This is a genomic window from Amycolatopsis sp. NPDC047767 (assembly GCF_040704195.1).
Lineage (GTDB): Bacteria > Actinomycetota > Actinomycetes > Mycobacteriales > Pseudonocardiaceae > Amycolatopsis.
Genome location: NZ_JBEYSJ010000001.1, coordinates 137,804 through 156,988 on the forward strand (window position 1 = coordinate 137,804; position 19,185 = coordinate 156,988).

A 19,185-nucleotide genomic window follows, 5' to 3' on the forward strand; every position below is an offset into this window, starting at 1 on the left:
TGGGACAACGCCCGCAGGTCAGCCGACGGGCTTCTTGCCCCTCGCGGCACGCTGCGCCTTGATCATGGAGAAGCGCTCGGCCTGCTTCTGCTTGTCGCCGAACACGAGCTCCGAGATCGTGTCGTAGAACTCCTCGGGCCGCGGCAGGTAGTCGATGCGGTTCAGCGCCTGGATCTGACCGGCGGACTCGACGACCATCGTCCCGTACCCGAGCACCCGGCCCCAGCCGGGCCGCTCGTAGGTGAGGTCGGTGACCTTCGTGATGGGCATCATCAGCACCTTCGTGGTGATGACGCCCTTGGTCAGCACGAACCGCTTGTCCGTGACGACGAGGCGCTCCACCCACCACTGGACCACCGCGTAGGCGAACCGCAGCACGACCAGCAGCGCGACGTACCAGAGGATGTTCTGCACCACCCACAACGACGGTGGCAACAGGTACGAGACCAGCACGCAGACGGCGAGCAGGGCCGCCGCCTCGAACGTGTCCCAGAGCAGCACTGCCCAGTGGCGGCGGATGCGGATGACCCGCCGCTCGGTGTCGAGCAGGTACTCGTCGGGGTCGCGTGGCGCGAACATGTCTCGAGGTTATCCCCCGTCAGCCGTTGAAGACGTTGCTGACGAACGAGACCACCGATTCGGCCGAGCTACGGAGGAAGTCGACGATGTTGCCGACGAGACCTGCCGCCTGGTTCGGCTGAGCGATCACGAAGAACAGCACCAACGCGATACCCACGAGACCCGCAAGCTTCTTCGCGTTCACAGCGATCAATCCCGTCTCTAAACGTGGCACCGGAAAACTGACTTTCTACGTTGTACCGCACCAACCACCCACGCGGCAGGAAAGTCCCGCGCATGGGTCAGCAGGCCGTCCGAAGTGTACCGTACGGCTACTCTCCGTGTACAGCGTGACGAATCTATGGTTGACACCCATGGACACCCGAGTGCCCTGCGTGGGCGGCATCGTGTTCGACGACCAGGGCAGACTGCTGCTCATCCAGCGTGGCCACGATCCGGGCAAAGGCCTCTGGTCACTGCCCGGCGGCCGCGTGGAACAGGGCGAAACGGACGCCGAAGCCGTCGTCCGCGAGCTGCGCGAAGAGACCGGACTCGACGTGAGCCCGCACACATTCGTGGGCATGGTCGCCCGGGGCCCCTACGACATCCGGGACTACGAGTGCGTCGTCACGGCCGGAACCCTCACCGCCGGCGACGACGCCGACGACGCCCGCTGGGTCGACTCGGCCGAACTGGTGGATTTGGACACGTCGGGCCGGCTCGTGGACTTGCTTTTCATCACGCTGCGTGACTGGGGTGCGTTGCCGCGAGCCTGATTCCATCGGTGTAATTGCGCGACACGGCGATTGCTTGCGCGAATGTTCGTGGTTTTCGCACGCCGGTGAATGGTGTTATCTCCGCACAGACCGCCGGATGAGCACGGGAAATGCGGAGTTGAGCAATTCCGTATCAATGCACATGCATATGAAGACGCAAGCGCGCACGGTCCACGGGTGTGACTGATGGGGTGAATGTGACACAGGTGACACAGCGTGCAGCCGGTGCACCTGCGCCGGCGGTCAGGCCGGCAGCCAGGTCATGCGCTGGCCGTGCGGCGACGTCCGGGCCAACGTGCGGACGACCGGCTTCCCGTCCGACCACGTGACCAGGCCGAGTACGCCGGCGTCCGACGGGTCCGGTGCCAGGGCGTCCAGGTCGGTGCGGTCGGGCAGCAGCAGCTTGAGGCCCGCTTCGTAGAAGCCCTGCGTGACCCACCACAGGGGGCGCGTGGCCGCGAGCGCGGCCAGCTCGGCCACGAAGTCGGCCCGGCGGTCACCGAAATAGGCCAGCGCGTGGCTGGTCAGGACCACCAAGGGCAGCTCGGCCGGCAGCGTCGCCGCGGCCGCGGCCAGGTCGTCCACGCCGTCGCCGGCGATCAGGGGCGGGACGTGCTTGCGCTGTTCCGCGGCGGCCGTCCGCAGCAGGCGGATGCGGTCCGGCTGGTCGGCCCAGACACAGGCCTCCAGCCAGGCCAGCTCGTCCTCGTCGGCGAGGTCGACCGGCGCGCGGTCCAGACCGGCGCGCGCGGCGACGGCGACCTTCTTCGGCAGCTTCGGCAGCACGGCGCCGGGCGCGAGGTCCAGGGCGCAGTGCAGGCCGACGGCGGCCTTGGCCGGCCCGGCGACGAGCTGTTCGCCGCCGTCGCACTGGTAGCGGTAGGAGAAGCGGTCGAGGCCGAGCAGCAGGCCCGCGCTGCAGCCGACCTCGAGCAGGGCGATCTTGCCGCCCGCTTCCTTGGCCGCCGCCGCGACCGCGGGGTAGACGAGCGACGCGCGGCGGACCTCGTTGGTCTGGGTGTAGCGCGTCGAAATCAGTTCGCGGGCCTTGTCCGCGCGCTCCAGCAGGAAGGTGCGGAACAGCGGCCACGTCTCGTTGTCCACGCCGTCGAACCCGCCCAGTGACGGGTAGTAGCGCGACAGCGGGTGGATCGGGTCGGCCTGGATGAGGCGGTGGGCGGCGGCCAGCAGCAGGGTGCCGCGAGCCTCGCCGCCGCGGGCGTCGGTGAGCAGGCCGGCGACGTCGTCGTCCTCGGCCGCCTGCGTGGCGAGGTGGTCGTACAGCGGCGAAACGCCGCGCGCCTCGACCTCGGCGAACGTTCGCAACCGCCGCTTGATCTCTTCCAGGGCGATGGCCACCCGCGCTCCTCCTCGAACAGCTCCGTACCGGGGTAACGCCGCCTGAGCCACTTGCGACACTCACCGGTGGTGAGGAGTACCCTCGACCATTGGTGTTCGTGCGTCAACGCGAGCCCCACCACTCTCCGCGTCTCACGATCGCGCCGGCCCGAAGGAGGTGAGGAACGCCCCATGAGTAGTGGCGATAGTCCGCTCCCTAGTAGTCCCAGCGTTCCCGCCCAGCCGGCCGGCCGATTTTTCTCCTGGTAGGTCCGGCGAACAGGGAACGCCGGTGATGCCGGACGGACGCTGAAGTCCGCCTGGCCGTCGTCTTCGGGTTCCACCACGACGCCAGCCCAGGAGATCCCATGCCTGCCATCCCCTCCCTCGGAGGCCTTCGCGGCCGCGGCGGCAGCCGCACCAAGCCGATGCTCGAGCGGCCCATCCCCGTGCCCTTGTCGGCGTACGTCGTCGACTGCGCGGTGTACGTCGACGGCGCTCGGTTGCCCGGCCGCTGGACGCATTCCGAGGCCATCAAAGAGGTGCGCAAGCGGCACGCGGGGTTCGTCTGGATCGGACTGCACGAACCGGACGGAGAGCAGATCCAGGGCATCGCCGACACGTTCGGGCTCCACGAGCTGGCCGTCGAAGACGCGCTCGAAGCCCACCAGCGCCCGAAGCTCGAGCGCTACGACGACACGCTCTTCCTGGTGCTCAAGACCGTCCGCTACGTGGAGCACGAGTCGCCGACCACAGCCAACGAGATCGTCGAGACCGGCGAGCTCATGGTGTTCCTCGGCCGCGACTTCGTGATCACCGTGCGCCACGGCAACCACTCCGGTCTCGCCCGGCTGCGCCGCGACATGGACGACGACCACGAGCGCCTGAGCCTCGGCCCGGCCGCGGTGGTCCACGCCATCGCCGACCACGTGGTCGACCACTACCTCGAGGTCTCCAGCCGCATCGAGTCCGACATCGACGAGATCGAGGCGCAGGTCTTCGCGCCGCGTTCACTGGTGAGCGCCGAGCAGATCTACCTGATGAAGCGGGAAGTGCTGGAGCTGCGCCGCGCCGTGCTGCCGCTCGCCACGCCCGTCTCGCGTCTGGCCGAGGGCTACACGCGGCTGGTGCCCGACGAGGTGCGTTCGTACTTCCGCGACGTCGCTGACCACCTCGTGACGGTGTCCGAGCGCGTGGCCGCGTTCGACGAGCTGCTGAGCACCCTGGTCGACGCCACCGTCGCGAAGATCTCGCTGCAGCAGAACACCGACATGCGCAAGATCACCGCGTGGGCGGCGATCATCACCGTGCCCACGATGGGCGCGGGGATCTACGGCATGAACTTCGACTACATGCCCGAGCTGCACTGGAAGTTCGGCTACCCGATCGCGGTCACGGTGATCTTCGCGATCTGCTTGCTCCTGTACCGAATATTCCGGAAGAACGGCTGGCTCTAGGCCGCCACGCGGTCCCCGTTCCTTCACCCGGTAGCGCTACAGGAGCACCCCCATGCCTCGTTTGCTGACCAACCTCAAGTTCTGGGCCCTGGCCCTCGGGATCGTCTGGATCCTCGGCATCGTCACCGTGATCAGCCTCAACCCGGGGTTCTCGCACGGCATGAAGTGACGCCACCAGGCCTTACCCTGGGCGCATGCCCAAGGCGCTGGTGGTGGCCGACGAGGTCGACGAGCGGTTGTGGACCGGTGCGGTCCGCTCGCTCGACGTCGACCTCGTCGTCGCCGCCGGTGACCTGCCCTACGACTACCTCGAATTCCTCGCCGGCGCGCTCGACGTGCCGTGCGTGTTCGTGCCGGGCAACCACGATCCCGACCTGAGCGGCTACACCCGGTACGGCGGACTGTCCATGAAGGACGGTTTCCCGACCGAGTGGCCCGGCCCCGCGGGCGGGATCAACGCCGACGGACGCGTGGTCGACGTCGCCGGCCTCCGGTTCGCCGGGCTCGGCGGCTCGATCCGCTACAACGACGGCCCGAACCAGTGGACGCAGCGCCAGCAGTCGCGCCGCGCCCGCGGGCTGGAGCGGCGCGCGAAGTGGCGGCGCCGCCGTGACGGGCGCGAGGTCGATGTGCTGCTCACCCACTCCCCTCCGCTGCACCTCGGGGACCGCGAAGACCCACCACACCGCGGTTTCGCCTGCCTGCACCGCACGATCGCCACGCTGCGGCCGAGCTGGCTGCTGCACGGCCACATCCACCCGCACGGCGAACCGGTGCCCGACCGCGTGGTCGGCACCACCCGCGTGCGCAACGTGGTGGGCCACCGGATCATGGAGTTCCCGCGATGACCAGACCCACGGGTTTCCCTCGCGCCGACGCCGAACACGACTTCCTGCGTGCCCGTCGCGGCCAGGTCCTTTCGCGACTGTCCACCTGGCTGCGCCGCGAGCCCGACGACGTGAACATCATGCTGCCGTTCCACGAAGTCGTCGACGCGCTGGGTTACGCGGGCGAGTCGCGCATCGGGCTGCGAGTGATCACTTTGGATTCGATCGTGGGCACGGTGGACCGCAGCCGCGACTTCGACCGCCGCTTCCGCCCGACGTCCGGGCGCGTGCGCGAACGCTGGGAACGGCTCGCGCTCGCGGCCCGCCGCGGGGAGGCGATCCCGCCGATCGAGGTGTACCGCGTGGGCGAGCTGCACTTCATCATCGACGGCCACCACCGCGTGTCCGTCGCCCACGCGCAGGGTGTGTCCACAATAGAGGCCCAGGTCACGGTGGTGCGCACGAAGCTCAACCCCACCGGCATCCGCTACCGCGGCGACCTGATCGTGAAGGACTACCGACGGCTGTTCCTCGAACGCGTGCCGCTGACCGGCCACGCGCGGGCGTCGGTGATCATGTCGGACCCGTGGGACTACGCGCAGCTCGGCGAGCACGTGGAAGCCTGGGGCTTCCGGCTCATGCAGGACGAGGGCCGCTTCACCGACCGCGCCAAGCTCGCGCAGCGCTGGTTCGACGAGGAGTTCACGCCCGTCACCGGCATGCTGCGCCAGGCCGACCTGGTCGGCGACCGCACCGACGCCGAGGCCTACCTGTGGGTCGCCGCCGAGCGGTACCGGCTCATCCGCACCCACCGCTGGGACGACGACGTGATCGAGGCACTGCGCTCTCGTCGCCACTGAGCTCTTGTCAGGATCGCCCTGACGTCGCTAGCGTCAGGGCAGTCCTGACACGCTCCTGGGGAGGTCCCGCGATGACCGACGACAGCTACTGCTCCTTCTGCCTCAAGCCCGCCGACGAGGTCGGCAAACTCATCTCCGGCTCCGGTGTGTACATCTGCGACGGCTGCGTGGGCCTGTGCGGCGAGATCCTCGCCGGGCAGCACGAGCCGGCCACACCGGAAGTCACGCTGTGGGAACGGAAGTCCGACGACGAGATCCTGCAGAGCATCCCGCGCATGGCCATGGTGAGCGCCCAGGCCGACGCACGCATCCAGGCGCAGGTGGATCTGCTGCGTTCGCGCGGCGTCGCCTGGGCGCGCATCGGTGAAGCACTGGGCGTGACGCGGCAGTCGGCGTGGGAACGGTTCTCAGCCGACAAGTGAGCCATGGGTCGATCGTCGGCCTCAGGCCCATCGGCGCACGCAGCTGCCTTGACGGACCTCGCTCCCCTCCCATACGTTTAACGTGTTGGTTAAATGTATGGGAGGCGGGAGTGGCCGGCACCGATCAGCTCAGCGCCGTCTTCTCGGCACTCGCGGACCCGACTCGGCGGGCGATCCTCGCCGAACTGGCCGAGCGCGATGCCACGGTCACCGAGCTCACCGCGCCTCTCGCCATCTCGATGCCGGCGGTATCGCGACATCTGAAGGTGCTCGAACGCGCCACGCTCATCTCGCGGACGCGTTCCGGCAAGTGGCGCGCGAGCCACCTCGAAGCTGCCCCGCTGCGCGAGGCGGCCGACTGGATCGAGCGCTACCGGAAGTTCTGGGACACGTCGCTCACCCGCCTCGACGCGCACCTCGCCGCCGTGCAGGCCGCTGAACGCGCAACGGACTCGACGGAGGGCGACCCCACAACGCCCACCGACACGGCCTCGGACCACAAGGAGCCCTGATGCAGGCAGAACCCCCGCAGATCGACATCTCGCGCGTGCTCGACGCGCCGCGGGAGCTCGTCTACCGAGCCTTCACCGAGCCGGACCACTTCGTGGCCTGGTGGGGCCCGATCGGCAATTCGTTGCCGCGCAAGGAGATCGACTTCGACGTGCGCCCGGGCGGCCACCAGCGATGGACGGAGGTCTCCCCAGCCGATCCCGGCATTCGGGTCCACGTCTACGTCGAGCTCACAGACGTCACCGACGGCGAGCTCCTCGACGGCCGCATGCACGTCACCGGTCAGCTCCCGGACGGCATCGAGCCGTTCGAGACGAGACTCCGGGTCGAGTTCTCCGACGAGGCCGACGGGCGGACGCGACTCGAGATCCGCCAGTGGCTCCCCCGGCACCAGACCGGCAATGCCGAGCAGGGTTGGCGCGAAGCGTTGACCAAGCTGGACGCCGCTCTGATCGGTACCCGCACCTCGCCGTCGAGCGTCGAGGTGTTGTGACATGGCCAAGCTGATCTACGTGACGAACATGTCTCTCGACGGGTACATCGAGGACAAACACGGCGCCTTCAACCTGTACCCGCACAACGACGACGTGTTCGCGGCCACCACCGACCTCATCCGTGCCGTGGGCACGTTCCTCTATGGACGCCGGCTGTACGAAACGATGGCCCCTTGGGAAACCGACGCCGCCCTCGCCGCGCAGTCCGGCCTCACCGCCGACTTCGCGACCGCCTGGCAAGCGGCGGACAAAGTCGTCTACTCCACGACACTGGCCGCGGCGTCAACCGCCAAGACCCGGCTCGAAAAACGCTTCGATGCTGATTCGGTGCGCGCGATGAAGGCCTCAGCCACCAGCGATCTCACCGTGGGGGGCGCACACCTGGCGGCGCAGGCGTTCACGGCCGGGTTGGTCGACGAGTGCCGGCTGTTCGTCTGGCCCAGCATCATCGGCGGCGGAAAGCCGGCGATGCCCAGTGACGTTCGCGCCGATCTGGAACTCCTCGATGAGCGCCGATTCGACAACGGCGTCGTGCATCTCCGGTATCGCGTCGCGACCTGAGCCTCCAGGACATGGCCGGACCCGTCCAATGGCTCGATCAAGCGGCCAGCGTCTTTCGCAGCCACGGGTAGACGGTGCCCGTCCACACCTGCTGGCCGAGGCCGGCGCAGTGGCCGTCGGCGCCTTCGGCCGCGGTGAGCTGCACGACCTGGGCATTTGTGGTCAACGCGTCGCGCAGCTGCGGTCCGCCGCCGGCCGTGAAGTCGTGTTCCGACTCCACGAGCAGGGCCGGGCAGGTGATGTTCGCCGCGTCGGCCAGCATCGTGAAGCGGCGCAGCTCGGCGAAGTACTCGCGGACGGAGTCGAGGCCGTGCGCCGCCATCCGGGCGCGGAAGAACTCCGCGCGGTCGGCGTTGCGGCGCATCTGCACGCGCACCACGGGTGCGGCCGCCAGCGCCGCGGCACCGGACGGCACCCGCGCGCCCAGGTCCGGCTGCGCCGGGTCGCACACGAGAGCGGCGATCCGGTGCTCGGCGGTCGCGGCGCGCGGGGCCAGGTAGCCGGCGAACGACCGGCCCACGAGCACCACCTTCGCCGGGTCGGCCTCGGGCCGGTCGAGCAGCCAGTCGAGGACGGGGGTGAGCACGTGTTCGAAGTCGTGGCGCAGGTACCGGTGCTGGACGTAGAGCGTCTCGCCTTGCCCGGGGCCGTCGAAGACGAGCACGTTGTAACCGCGGTCGACGGCGGCGGGCACGTCGAGCCAGCCGGACTCGGCCGTGGAGTCGTAGCCGCACGGCAGCACGACGGTGGGCCGCGGTGTATCGGAGGCGTGCGGCGCGAAGAAGTAGCCGTGCAGAGTCGTGTCCTCGTACGGGATCCGCACCGCCTCGGCCGGGTGTTCGAGGAGCTTCACGGCGTCGGCGAACGCCTCGACGTGACCACGGTAGGCCGTTTGCAGCCGCGGATCGTCCACATCGGACCGGATGAAGAAGTACGCCTGGCGGAAGTACTCGCTCGCGCGCAGGAACGCGTGCCGCGCGCTCACGCGGTCACCCGCCGCCAGCGCCGAGTCCGCCGCCACCCGGGCCCGATCCGCCGGGGCCGACCACGCGTCGTACCAGCCGCCGCCGGAAAGCTTGCCGACGCCGCGCGCCGTCGCGAACGCCTCGCCGAGGTCGGCCGCGTGCACCACCGCGGCGTTGAGCGTGCGCGTGAACTGGCCGTCGTAGCCGGGATCGCTGAAGAACACCTTCGCCGGATCCGTCATGCCCGGTCAGTCGGGCACGCCACGACACGGGTTACCGGCATTGAAAAACGAACGGTCCCTCCCCGGCCGAGCCGGGAAGGGACCGTTCACCCCCGATCAGTGATCACACGTGAACCGCCGGCACCACGGCCGCGCCGCGAGGCGCACCTGGGCGCAGCAGCAGGCCGGTGATCACGGCGCCGGCCGCGAAGATGACCGCGGCCCAGGTGAACGCCGTGGTGTAGCTGTGCACGGCGGCCGCCGCGGCGAGCTGCGGGGTGGGCGTGCGCCCGGCCAGGAAGGACGTCGCCGCGTTGCCCGCGAGGGTGCTCAGCAGCGCGGTGCCGATCGAGCCGCCGACCTGCTGCATCGTGTTGACCGTGGCCGACGCGACGCCCGCGTCGTGCAGCTCGACCCCGAACGTCGCGACGCTCATCGCCGGCGCCATCGACAGCCCGATGCCCACACCGAGCACCATGAGCGGCCCCAGCACTCCCCCGACGTACGTGCTGTCGACGTCGATCGCGCTCAGCCACAGCAGGCCGCCGGCGGCGATCAGCATGCCCGTGGGCACCAGCGGTTTGGGCCCGAAGCGCGGCAGCAGCACGCTTGTCGCAGTGGTGGCGGCAGCCATCAGCGTGGCGACCATCGGCAGGAAGCCGAAGCCGCTCTCGATGGGCGTGAACTTCAGGTTCTGCTGGACGTAGAACGTGAGGAACAGGAAGATAGAGAACATCCCGATGGCGATGAGGAACATCGCGATGTACGAGCCGCCGCGGTCGCGGTCGAGCAGGACGCGCATCGGCAGCAACGGGTGCTTCACGCGCTGCTGCAGCACGACGAACGTCGCCAGCAGCGCCAGCCCCGCCGCGAGGAAGCCCCACACGGAGACCGAGCCCCACGAGTCGTGCTCGGCGTTGGAGAAGCCGTAGACGAGGGCGAACAGACCGGCCGACGCGCTGATCGTGCCCGGCAGGTCGAGCTTCGGGCGCGGGCCGTCGGACTCCTGGCGGCGCAGCAGCAGGGCGCCGCCGATGAAGGCGATGACCGCGAACACGATGTTCACGAACATGCACCAGCGCCAGTCGAGGTACTCGGTGAGCACACCGCCGAGCAGCAGGCCGACGGCGGCACCGCCACCGCCGATCGCGCCGAACACGCCGAAGGCGCGGCCGCGTTCCTTCGGGTCGGTGAACGTGGTGGTGAGCAAGGAAAGCGCGGCCGGCGCGAGCAGCGCGCCGAACACCCCCTGCGCCGCGCGGGCGATGAGCAGCATCTCGATGCTGCTCGCCGCGCCGCCGATCGCGGACACCGCGGCGAAGCCGGCGAGGCCCACGAGCAACGCGTTCTTGCGGCCGAACAGGTCCGCGAGCCGGCCGCCGAGCAGCAGCAGGCTGCCGAACGCGAGCGCGTACGCGGTGACGACCCACTGGCGGGCGTCGTTGGAGAAGCCGAGGTCGACCTGCGCCGAAGGCAGCGCGATGTTCACGACGGTGGCGTCGAGCACCACCATCAGCTGGGCCAGGCCGATCACCACGAGGATGGCCCAGCGTCTGGAATGGTGCGGGTTCTGGGCGTGGCTCGGCGCGTCCTCCCCCGGACGCTCGAGCGTGGCCGTCGAGTCAGGCATGCGGATTTCCCTCACGGATAGTGATCACAGCGCTATGTGGAGTAGATACCTCCCCTTACTCGACCCAAGGTACACAAAAACCGGAGACAGTGTCTCGACTTCTTTTGGTAACCTGGGCGTCATGACACGGGACGCTGCTCCCGCCGCACCGGCGCGGCCGCTGCGGCGTGACGCCGAGCTCAACCGCAGGCGCATCCTCGAAGCCGCTCGCGCCGTCTTCGGCAAACGCGGGCTGGAGGCGACGCTCGACGACGTCGCACACCACGCCGGTCTGGGCGTCGGCACCGTCTACCGGCGATTCCCCAGCAAGGAACACCTGGTCGAGGCGATGTTCGTCGAGCGGCTGCAGGAAATCGCCGACCTCGCGGAGCAGGCGCTGGGCGCCGAAGACCCGTGGGACGGCTTCGTCGACTTCGTGTGGCGCACGGTCGAGCTGCACTCCGCGGACCGCGGGCTGCGGGAGATCATGCTGTCCAAGGCGTTCGGCCACGAGCACGTGGCCGAGGTGAAGGCGCACATGGTGCCGCTCATCACGCGGGTGATGGAGCGCGCGCAGGAGTCCGGCCAGCTGCGGGCGGACCTCGTGCCCACCGACCTGCCGCTCATCCACCAGATGGTCGGCGCGGCGATCGAGTACACCAGCGCCGTCGAGCCGCACCTGTGGCGCCGCTGCCTCGCCCTGATCCTCGACGGCCTGCGCGCCGAGCCGGGCCGCGCGACGGCGCTGCCGCACCCCGGGCTCGACCAGGATGAGATCGACCAGGCGATGTGCGCGTGGCGCCAGCCCCGCCACCCCCACCCGGCGACGCCGCCCATCCCTCGCCCGAAGCAGTAAGTCCCGCTCGCGGCACCGAACGCCCCAACGCGGCGTTCGGTGCGCTCAACGCACCGAACGCCGCATTGGGGCGCGCAAAGGCAGGGTCACTCGCTGGGCATGATGGCCCACAGAATCAGGTACGCGACGAACTGCGGGCCGGGCAGCAGGCAGGACAGCAGCGCGAGCACGCGGACCTTGCCCGGCGTGGTGCCGAAGCGGCGGGCGAGCCCGGCGCACACGCCGCCGATCATGCGGTCGTTGCGCGGGCGGCTCAGCCTCTGCGTGACAGGTGCGGTCATCGTGGTCCCCTCCCGTTGGGTCAGTGACTCCAGGACACCAGGACCGCGCCGCGGGCACATCGCTCCCCGGGACGATTCGGACCCCTAAGGGCCCGGGCCCGTCTTCTCGCCACGCTCGCGCCGGCGTTCGATTTCACGACGCTGACCTGCGCGAACACCACAGCGCGGTGTGGGATTTCCCTGTCAGGGCTGATTTTTCGCGCGATTCGTGGTGATACTGCACCCCGTGCGCTCCCCCTTCGGACCTGTTGTCGTCGCGCTCGGTGGCGCGCTGCTGCTCGCCGGCTGTTCCTCGGCGGCCGCCCCCGCGCCCGTTTCGCAAGCCCCCTCGCCGATGACGGCTGTGGCGGCGCTCGGCGACTTCACCACGCTCGACTACTGCAGCCTGCTCGACGTCTCCCGCCTGCGCGGCGCGACGGCCGACGACCCCGACTCGTCGTTCACCGACTGCCGCACCGATTACGTGCGCAGCGGGCGCCAGCACACGGTGAGCGTGGGCCCGCTGGCGGCCGACGCCGACCCGAACGTGAAGCCGTACGAGTACTCGGGCCCGCTCCCCGACGGCGTCGCCGTGCAGCAGGCCGGTTTCACGCCCGACAAGACGTGCTCGCGCGTGGTGACGTTCGCCGACGGCATCCGCCTCAACGTCGCCGTGACCGACGGCGAAGGCGCCGGTGCGTCGGCCGACCGCTGTTCCGACGCCGACGCCGTGGTGGGCGGGGTCCTCGCCGCCGCGAGCGGCGGCAAGGTGCGCCACCACCAGTTCCCCGACCGTTCGTGGGGCCGCGTGGACCCGTGCGCGCTGCTCAACGTCCACGAGCTCGACGCGATCGCCGGAGCCGGCACGCAACCGTCGGCCGGGTTGTCGGGCCACTCCTGCATCCGCGGCACGGTGAGCGTCGCGTTCTCCGTGCAGAAACAAGCCCCCACCGGCGCGACCGAAACCCTCGGCGGCCGCACGGCGCGCCAGAGCACCGACGGCGCGTTCTGCCACCTGACGACCACGCAGCCGTCGCCGGACACCCCGGGGCGCGGCGAGCAGGCGGTGGTGAGCGTGGTGGACACGAGCGGTTCGAGCGGCGCGGCCGCGTGCCCCACCGCGAGCCAGGTCGCGGCGCTGGTGTTCGCGAAGATCCCCTGAGCACGACGAAGGCCCCTTCCCGCGCTGAGCGTGAAGGGGCCTCCGGGTCGGGAACCTAGTCCTGGTAGGTCAGGTTCCGGCCGTTGCTCGGGTCGAACAGCTTGACCTTGTCCGCGTCGAACCAGATCTCCAGGTCCGCGTTCTCCGCGGCCTGCGACTCGGCCGACAGCCGGGCCACGATGAGCGACGCGGCGCCCGGCACGTCGGCGGAACCACTGTCGGCGGCCAGCTCGGCGAGCTCGGCCGACGTGGCCACCTCGCCTTCCACCGTGAAGTGCGCGAACTTCTCCGAGCCCATCGACTCCAGCACGTCGATGTGCGCGGTGAACGTGGAACCCGCACCGCGCTGGGCGGCGTCGACGAGCGACGCGTCCTCGAAGTTCTCCGGCCGGATGCCGGCGATCACCTCGCGCGGGGCGTTGGCGGCCTCGGCCATGCGGCGGACGCGGTCGGTGAGCGGCGTGGTGCCCAGCGGGCTGTGCAGCTCGCCGTTCTCCAGCGTCGCCGGGACGAAGTTCATCGACGGCGAGCCGATGAAGCCGGCCACGAACAGGTTCGCCGGGTTGTCGTAGAGGAACTGCGGCGAGCCGATCTGCTGCACGTACCCGGCCCGCAGCACCACCACGCGGTCGCCCAGCGTCATGGCCTCGGTCTGGTCGTGGGTCACGTACAGCGTGGTCGTGCCCAGCTGCTTCTGGATCTTCGACACCGACGTGCGCATCTGCCCGCGCAGCTTAGCGTCCAGGTTGGACAGTGGTTCGTCCATCAGGAACGCCTTGGGGTTGCGCACGATCGCGCGCCCCATCGCCACGCGCTGGCGCTGGCCACCGGAGAGGTTCGACGGCTTGCGGTCCAGGTGCGCGGTGAGGTCGAGGATCTTCGCCGCCTCCTCCACCTTCGCGCGCACCGTCGCGTCGTCCACCTTGGCCAGTCGCAGCGGGAACGCCATGTTCTCGCGCACGCTCATGTGCGGGTAGAGCGCGTAGGACTGGAACACCATCGCGATGTCACGGTCCTTCGGCGCCCGCTCGTTCACGCGCTTGCCGTCGATGCGCAGCTCGCCGGACGAGATGTCCTCCAGCCCGGCCACCATGTTGAGCGTGGTCGACTTCCCGCAGCCGGACGGGCCGACGAGGATGATGAACTCGCCGTCCGCGATCGTGATGTCCACTTCGGACACCGCGAGCGCACCGTCGGGGTAACGCTTCGAAACTTTGTCGAGGACGATTTCAGCCATGGCTCAGCCCTTCACCGCACCGGACGTCAGCCCCGCCACGATGCGACGCTGGAAGAACAACACGAACAGGATGATCGGGATGGTGATCACGACCGCGGCCGCGCTCACCTGACCCGTCGGGTCCTCGAACTGCGAAGACCCGGTGAAGAACGACAACGCGGCCGGCACCGTGCGCGACGCCGTGGTGGACGTCAGCGAGATGGCGAACAGGAAGTCGTTCCAGCAGAAGATGAACACCAGGATCGCCGTGGTGAACACGCCCGGCGCAGCCAGCGGCGCAATCACCTTCCGGAAGGCCTGGGCCGGCGTCGCGCCGTCCATCTTCGCCGCCTTTTCGAGCTCCCACGGGATCTCCCGGAAGAACGCCGAGAGCGTGTAGATCGAAAGCGGCAGGGCGAACGTGATGTAGGGCAGGATCAGCCCCATCCACGTGTCGAACAGGCCCAGGTTGCGCTCGATGTTGAACAGCGGCGTGACGAGCGAGACCTGCGGGAACATCGCGATCAGCAGGGAAAGCCCCACGAGCAGCTGCTTCCCGGGGAACTCGAGGCGCGCGATGGCGTAGGCCGCCATCGTGCCCAGCACCACCGCGATCACCGTGGAGATCACCGCGATGCCGATCGAGTTCACCAAGGCCCGCAGGAACTCCGACGTCTGGAAGATGTCGGCGTAGTTCTTCAGCGTCCACTGCTGGGGCCAGAAGCTGCCGTCGTTGAGCGTGTCCTTCGTCTTGAAGGACAGGGAGATGATCCACAGCACGGGGATCAGCGCGAAGGCCACGACGAGGATGTCGACGAGGCCCCACCTCACTTTGCGGCCGGTCGTGACCGCACCACCGATGGCCATCAGCGTTTACCCCCGTCGTCCGTGCCGGGTGCGGCGGTGCCGAACACCTTGATGAAGAGGAACGCGATGATCGCCACCGTGATGAAGATCAGCACGGCCATCGTGGACCCGATGCCGAGGTTGAGACCCTTGACCAGGTTGTCGTAGGTCATCATCGACACCGACCCCGTATCCTGCGCTCCGTTCGTGAGCACGTAGATGTTGTCGAAGATGCGGAACGCGTCGAGCGTGCGGAACAGCAGCGCCACGAGGATCGCGGGCTTCATCACCGGCAGCATCACCTTGGTGAACCGCTGCCACGCGCTCGCGCCGTCCATCGCCGCGGCCTTGAGCAGGTCCTCCGGCACCAGCGCGAGGCCGGCCATCAGCAGCAGCGCCATGAACGGCGTGGTCTTCCACACCTCGGCGAGGATGATGATGAACAGCGACGGCCACTGCTCGGTGAGCGGCGCCGCGCCTTCACCGAGGGCGTTCGCGAGGTAACCGGTCTCCGGCGTCCACGCGAAGTACCACGAGAACGCCGCCACGACCGTGACGATGCCGTACGGGATCAAGGCGACGGTGCGCACGAGCCCGCGGCCCACGAGCGTGCGGTGCATGATCAGCGCGAGCGCCATGCCGAGCGCGAACTCGATCGCCACCGACACCACGGTCAGGAACATCGTGGTGCCGAACGCCGTCCACCAGTAGGAGCTGGTGAGCACGGCGCCGTAGTTCGCGAACCCGATGAACTCCTGCTGCGCCGGGAACCTCAGGTCGTAGCGCTGCAGCGAAAGCCAGATCGAGTAGACGATCGGGTAGCCCGTCACCGCGATCATCACGAGGAACGCCGGCGCGCAGAGCCACAGGCCCAGCCGTCGTTCGGCCTTCTTCCCCTCGCTGAGAACGGGTTTTCCCTTGCGGTGGCTCACGGCCTCGTGCGCGGCCGGTGGTGCGCCGGTGGGTTCGGCGGGGTCGGCGGTGCCGGTTGAGGGGTCCTGGACGGTCACGGGATCACTCCCTTCGACTGGAGCGCGTCACTGAGTTGTTCCCGCAGCTGCTGCGCCGTCACGGGCGGGTCGATCTCCGAAGGCGGCGACAGGATCTTCGACATGACCGTGGACGCGTTCTGGTACGCCGGGGAAAGCGGGCGCACCGCGGCGGTCTTCAACGCGTCGAGGATGGTGTCGCGCATCGGGTACTTGATGGCCATGTTGGGGTTGTCGTTCGACGCCGGCTTCGACGGGTCGAGCGGAACGTCGTTGTGGTACACCGATTCGATGGTCGGCGGCACACCGTCGTTGATGGCCGAGAACTTCTGGTTCTCCGCGCTGCGCAAGCACAACGCGGCTTCGAACGCCTCGGGCTTGTGCTGCGAATACGTGCTCACCGCGAGGTCGTAACCACCGATGGTCGTCTTCGCCGGCATGCCGGCCTTCGCCTCCGGGTAGACCGCCCACTTGAAGTGCGACAGGTCCTGCGGCTTCTCCTCGGCGTAGGAGGCGTAGACGAACGGCCAATTCAGCTCGAACGCGGCGTTGCCGCGCTGGAACGTCTGGCGGACGTCGTCCTCCTTCTGGTTGGTCAGCGACGGGTCCGTGATGCCCGACGACGTGACCTGCTTGAGCAGCGCCAGCGCGTCGACCGCGCCCTGGTCCATCACCACGGACTTGCCGTCGTCGGACAGGATGTGGCCGCCGAGCGATTCGACGAGCGTGTTGTAGATGACGACCAGGCCTTCGTACTGCGCACCGGTGAAGACGATGCTGTACGGCTTCTTCTCCTGCTTGAGCTGCTGCGACATCTGCATCATCTCGTCCCACGTCTTCGGTGGGTTCGGGGTGATGCGGTCGTCGTACCAGAGCAGCTGCACGTTGGTGTTCTTCGGTGCGGCGTAGAGCTTTCCCTCGTAGGTGGCCGTCTCGAGCGGGCCCTGCAGCACACCGTCGGACGCGGCGGCCTTGTTCTGGCCCGTCCACTCCTCCGCCCAGCCGGCCTCGGCGAACTCCGACACCCACGTCACGTCGAGCCCGAGGATGTCCATCGAGGTGTCACCGGCGGCGAGCCGGCGCGCCATCTGGATTCGCTGGTCGTCGGCACCGCGCTGGAGTTTGTTGTAGACGATTTCGTAGCGCCCGTTCGCGGCTTTGTTGCAGTTGTCGACAACGGTCTGGAAATTGTCCTCAGGCGCGTAGTACACGTTGATCTTCATCGGTCCCCCGCCCGTGCCACACGCGGCGAGCAGACCCGTGGTCATCAATCCGGCGGCCAGCAGCGCGCCCGTTCGGGCGGGCGAGCGACCCCGTAGCCTCTTCTTCCCCATCGAACAAAAGCCTCCTCACCCGCGCACGCCGGTTACCGTGACGCCCCCAGGCATCACGACGCGATGAGGCGAGTCGCGCCAGCACCCCGACGTGCTAGTGCTCGGTCGGTCGCGCTGGAGGACGCGGCCGCCCGACTGGTGTCGGACAACCTATGCCCGGCGATCACACCCCGCAAGCAGTATCCGTAACGATTCAGGCTTGTGCAGCGCGAAACGCCGGAATTATTGGGGCGAACTGTGGACCGGGAGTGCTTCCATTCGGGTGACTCAGCACGAATTCGCCATCGGCACAACCCGAATTCGGCCTAGGAAGGCCCCTAATCGGCCCCTTCTTCTTCACTGCCCGGCACCACGGGGATGCGGCGCCGGGCAGTGGAGAACGGGCGTCAGGCGGTGGCGGGTGGCGGCTTCAACGCGAGCTTCGAGAGCAGTTCCCGCCCCTGTTCGGCCGAACGCGGCTGGCACAGCACGTCGTAACGGCCGGCCACCAATTGGCTCGCCGACGAGAAGTCACGGCGCCCGCGGGCCGCGCGGTAGCCGATACCCGCGAACAACAGACCCGAAAGGACACCGAGCACGAGCCCGGTGAGCAATTGCAACGCGAAGCCCTGGTTCACGAACAGGCCCAGCAGCAGCCCGGCGAACAAGCCGAACCACGCGCCGGACATCGCGCCCGCGCCCAGGACCCGGCCCCACGTGAGCCTGCCGATCACGCGCTCCACGAGCATCAGGTCCACGCCGACGATCGTCACGTCGGTGACCGCGAACTCGCTCTCCGCCAGGAAGTCCACCGCGCGCTGGGCTTCCTCGTAGGTACCGTACGACCCGATCGGCCAGCCGGTGGGCGGCGTCGGGAGCCGCGGCGGCCCGGCCGGCCGTCCACCACCAAAGGGACTGCTCACCATCATCACCTGCGTACTCGTCCGGTCCGAGGGGTCCATCTTGTCAAGAACCGGCGAACCGTGCGAACCGCGTACTGGTGAATGCCGTTCACCCGCGGTGGGTCAGTGGTCCAGCCCCTTCGCGAAACCGGCCACCGCGTCGGCGAACGGCCTGGGCTCCTCCAGGTGGCCGAAGTGCCCGCTGTGCTCCAGGACCACGAGCTGCGATCCCGGGATCCCATCGTGCAGCTCGCGGCCCCAGCGCACGCCGCAGATCACGTCGTAGCGGCCGACGACCACGAGCGCCGGCACCCCGATCGTGGTCAGCACCGGACGGTCGTCGAACAGGTCGGGGGTGCCGTCGGCGTCGCGGCCGGAGATGTAGACGCCGCCGACCTGATCCTGCAGCGGGCCGAACTCGGCGAAGCGGGCGCGGAAGTCGGCGAAGTACGCGGGCAGGACCCCGCGTACGGCCCGGGTCATGTCCTCGTCGGACGAGATCGAGCCGATCGACTGGAACGCTGCGAGCACGTCCGGCAGACCGCGGTCGCCTTCGGAGCGGGCCGCGTACGCCTCCAGCTGACGCATCAGCTCCTCACCGTGCTCTGCTCCGACGACGGGCGCGCTGTCGTAGAGCACGATCCCGGAGACGCGCTCGGGGTGTGTCAGCGCGAGGCGCTGGGCGACGAACCCGCCGTGGGAGTGGCCGAGGAAGAGCGTCTTCTCGAGCCCGAGGTGGTCGAGCAGCGCGACGACCGCACGGACGTAGCGGTCGCGGGTGTAGCCGTCCGGGTGCGTGGCCAGCCGGCTCGAACCGCCGGTGCCGATCGGCTCCGGGTAGACGACGGTGAGCTGCTCCTCCACGACCGGCATGCGCAGGTACTCCCAGTCGACGCCGGGGCCACCGGAGTGCGCGAGCAGGACGGGCCCGGAACCGTGCACGTGGTAGCGCTGGGCGAGGCCGTCGAGCTCGACGGTGTGGGTGCCGGGGGAAAGTCGGTCGGTCACAGCTGGGTCGGTCACGGGGTGCTCCGTCTCGTACG

The 19,185-nt window shown here is 68.9% G+C and carries 21 protein-coding genes and 1 pseudogene; 10 read left to right on the forward strand and 12 right to left on the reverse strand.

What is annotated here, in order from left to right; translation table 11 throughout:
- Positions 1-18: 18 nt before the first annotated feature.
- Together AB0878_RS00610 and AB0878_RS00615 are read right to left on the reverse strand one after the other, a co-directional pair.
- Positions 19-579 (reverse strand): PH domain-containing protein, encoded by a 561-nt coding sequence (locus AB0878_RS00610; RefSeq protein WP_220246440.1) that lies wholly within the window; start codon positions 577-579, stop codon positions 19-21.
- A 19-nt stretch (positions 580-598) separates the two neighbouring features.
- Positions 599-763, reverse strand: coding sequence for a hypothetical protein (locus tag AB0878_RS00615; protein ID WP_285970301.1), 165 nt, complete (start codon positions 761-763; stop codon positions 599-601).
- Between the two features lie 169 nt (positions 764-932).
- On the opposite strand from AB0878_RS00615, the gene AB0878_RS00620 reads away from it, so the two are divergent.
- Entirely contained in the window at positions 933-1,334 is a 402-nt protein-coding gene (locus AB0878_RS00620) for an NUDIX domain-containing protein (RefSeq protein ID WP_366575193.1), read from the forward strand.
- Between the two features lie 243 nt (positions 1,335-1,577).
- On the opposite strand, the gene AB0878_RS00625 is transcribed toward AB0878_RS00620, so the two are convergent.
- The gene (locus AB0878_RS00625; protein ID WP_366575195.1) at positions 1,578-2,693 is read right to left on the reverse strand and encodes a DUF2332 domain-containing protein; all 1,116 of its coding nucleotides are present in this window, start codon (positions 2,691-2,693) and stop codon (positions 1,578-1,580) included.
- A 347-nt stretch (positions 2,694-3,040) separates the two neighbouring features.
- Here AB0878_RS00625 and corA point away from each other — a divergent pair, with 347 nt between their 5' ends.
- The 7 genes and pseudogenes from corA (at position 3,041) to AB0878_RS00660 (ending at position 7,803) form a co-directional block, all read left to right on the forward strand.
- Complete coding sequence (gene corA / locus AB0878_RS00630; RefSeq protein ID WP_366575197.1) at positions 3,041-4,129, forward strand: magnesium/cobalt transporter CorA; 1,089 nt, start codon at positions 3,041-3,043, stop codon at positions 4,127-4,129.
- A 194-nt stretch (positions 4,130-4,323) separates the two neighbouring features.
- Entirely contained in the window at positions 4,324-4,977 is a 654-nt protein-coding gene (locus AB0878_RS00635; RefSeq protein ID WP_366575199.1) for a metallophosphoesterase, read from the forward strand.
- Complete coding sequence (locus AB0878_RS00640) at positions 4,974-5,816, forward strand: chromosome partitioning protein ParB (RefSeq protein ID WP_366575201.1); 843 nt, start codon at positions 4,974-4,976, stop codon at positions 5,814-5,816. Before AB0878_RS00635 ends, AB0878_RS00640 begins: the two co-directional genes overlap by 4 nt.
- Before the next feature lie 71 nt (positions 5,817-5,887).
- A pseudogene (locus AB0878_RS00645) lies at positions 5,888-6,007 on the forward strand (ClpX C4-type zinc finger protein); the annotation flags it as partial.
- A gap of 341 nt (positions 6,008-6,348) precedes the next feature.
- Positions 6,349-6,750 (forward strand): metalloregulator ArsR/SmtB family transcription factor, encoded by a 402-nt coding sequence (locus tag AB0878_RS00650; protein ID WP_366575203.1) that lies wholly within the window; start codon positions 6,349-6,351, stop codon positions 6,748-6,750.
- Positions 6,750-7,241, forward strand: coding sequence for an SRPBCC domain-containing protein (locus tag AB0878_RS00655; RefSeq protein ID WP_366575205.1), 492 nt, complete (start codon positions 6,750-6,752; stop codon positions 7,239-7,241). The genes AB0878_RS00650 and AB0878_RS00655 overlap by 1 nt, the downstream gene beginning before the upstream one ends.
- Before the next feature lies 1 nt (position 7,242).
- Positions 7,243-7,803 carry a dihydrofolate reductase family protein gene (locus AB0878_RS00660; protein WP_366575207.1) on the forward strand — a complete coding sequence of 187 codons (561 nt, stop codon included), beginning with the start codon at positions 7,243-7,245 and terminating at the stop codon, positions 7,801-7,803.
- 37 nt (positions 7,804-7,840) lie between these two features.
- Here the strand turns inward: AB0878_RS00660 and AB0878_RS00665 are convergent, their stop codons facing one another.
- On the reverse strand, positions 7,841-9,010 hold the full coding sequence (locus tag AB0878_RS00665; protein WP_366575209.1) for an alpha/beta fold hydrolase: 1,170 nt from the start codon (positions 9,008-9,010) through the stop codon (positions 7,841-7,843).
- A gap of 103 nt (positions 9,011-9,113) precedes the next feature.
- A complete protein-coding gene (locus AB0878_RS00670) occupies positions 9,114-10,619 on the reverse strand; it encodes an MFS transporter (RefSeq protein ID WP_366575211.1) in 1,506 nt (501 codons plus the stop codon).
- A 121-nt stretch (positions 10,620-10,740) separates the two neighbouring features.
- On the opposite strand from AB0878_RS00670, the gene AB0878_RS00675 reads away from it, so the two are divergent.
- Positions 10,741-11,454: a TetR/AcrR family transcriptional regulator gene (locus AB0878_RS00675; protein WP_366575213.1), complete on the forward strand. Its 714-nt coding sequence runs from the start codon at positions 10,741-10,743 to the stop codon at positions 11,452-11,454.
- Positions 11,455-11,540: 86 nt separating this feature from the next.
- Here the strand turns inward: AB0878_RS00675 and AB0878_RS00680 are convergent, their stop codons facing one another.
- The gene (locus AB0878_RS00680) at positions 11,541-11,735 is read right to left on the reverse strand and encodes a PspC domain-containing protein (protein WP_360583287.1); all 195 of its coding nucleotides are present in this window, start codon (positions 11,733-11,735) and stop codon (positions 11,541-11,543) included.
- Between the two features lie 226 nt (positions 11,736-11,961).
- On the opposite strand from AB0878_RS00680, the gene AB0878_RS00685 reads away from it, so the two are divergent.
- Positions 11,962-12,876: a hypothetical protein gene (locus AB0878_RS00685; protein ID WP_366575215.1), complete on the forward strand. Its 915-nt coding sequence runs from the start codon at positions 11,962-11,964 to the stop codon at positions 12,874-12,876.
- Between the two features lie 55 nt (positions 12,877-12,931).
- Here AB0878_RS00685 and ugpC read toward each other — a convergent pair whose 3' ends face one another.
- The 6 genes from ugpC to AB0878_RS00715 all read right to left on the reverse strand — a co-directional run bounded on the left by ugpC (position 12,932) and on the right by AB0878_RS00715 (position 19,165).
- Positions 12,932-14,113 carry a sn-glycerol-3-phosphate ABC transporter ATP-binding protein UgpC gene (ugpC, locus tag AB0878_RS00690; RefSeq protein WP_366575217.1) on the reverse strand — a complete coding sequence of 394 codons (1,182 nt, stop codon included), beginning with the start codon at positions 14,111-14,113 and terminating at the stop codon, positions 12,932-12,934.
- 3 nt (positions 14,114-14,116) lie between these two features.
- Complete coding sequence (locus AB0878_RS00695) at positions 14,117-14,959, reverse strand: carbohydrate ABC transporter permease (RefSeq protein ID WP_366575219.1); 843 nt, start codon at positions 14,957-14,959, stop codon at positions 14,117-14,119.
- Positions 14,959-15,948 carry a sugar ABC transporter permease gene (locus tag AB0878_RS00700; protein ID WP_366575220.1) on the reverse strand — a complete coding sequence of 330 codons (990 nt, stop codon included), beginning with the start codon at positions 15,946-15,948 and terminating at the stop codon, positions 14,959-14,961. The genes AB0878_RS00695 and AB0878_RS00700 overlap by 1 nt, the downstream gene beginning before the upstream one ends.
- Positions 15,945-17,261: an ABC transporter substrate-binding protein gene (locus AB0878_RS00705; protein WP_366575222.1), complete on the reverse strand. Its 1,317-nt coding sequence runs from the start codon at positions 17,259-17,261 to the stop codon at positions 15,945-15,947. The genes AB0878_RS00700 and AB0878_RS00705 overlap by 4 nt, the downstream gene beginning before the upstream one ends.
- A 386-nt stretch (positions 17,262-17,647) precedes the next feature.
- A complete protein-coding gene (locus AB0878_RS00710) occupies positions 17,648-18,169 on the reverse strand; it encodes a general stress protein (protein ID WP_366575924.1) in 522 nt (173 codons plus the stop codon).
- A 96-nt stretch (positions 18,170-18,265) separates the two neighbouring features.
- Complete coding sequence (locus tag AB0878_RS00715; RefSeq protein ID WP_366575223.1) at positions 18,266-19,165, reverse strand: alpha/beta hydrolase; 900 nt, start codon at positions 19,163-19,165, stop codon at positions 18,266-18,268.
- Positions 19,166-19,185: the final 20 nt, after the last annotated feature.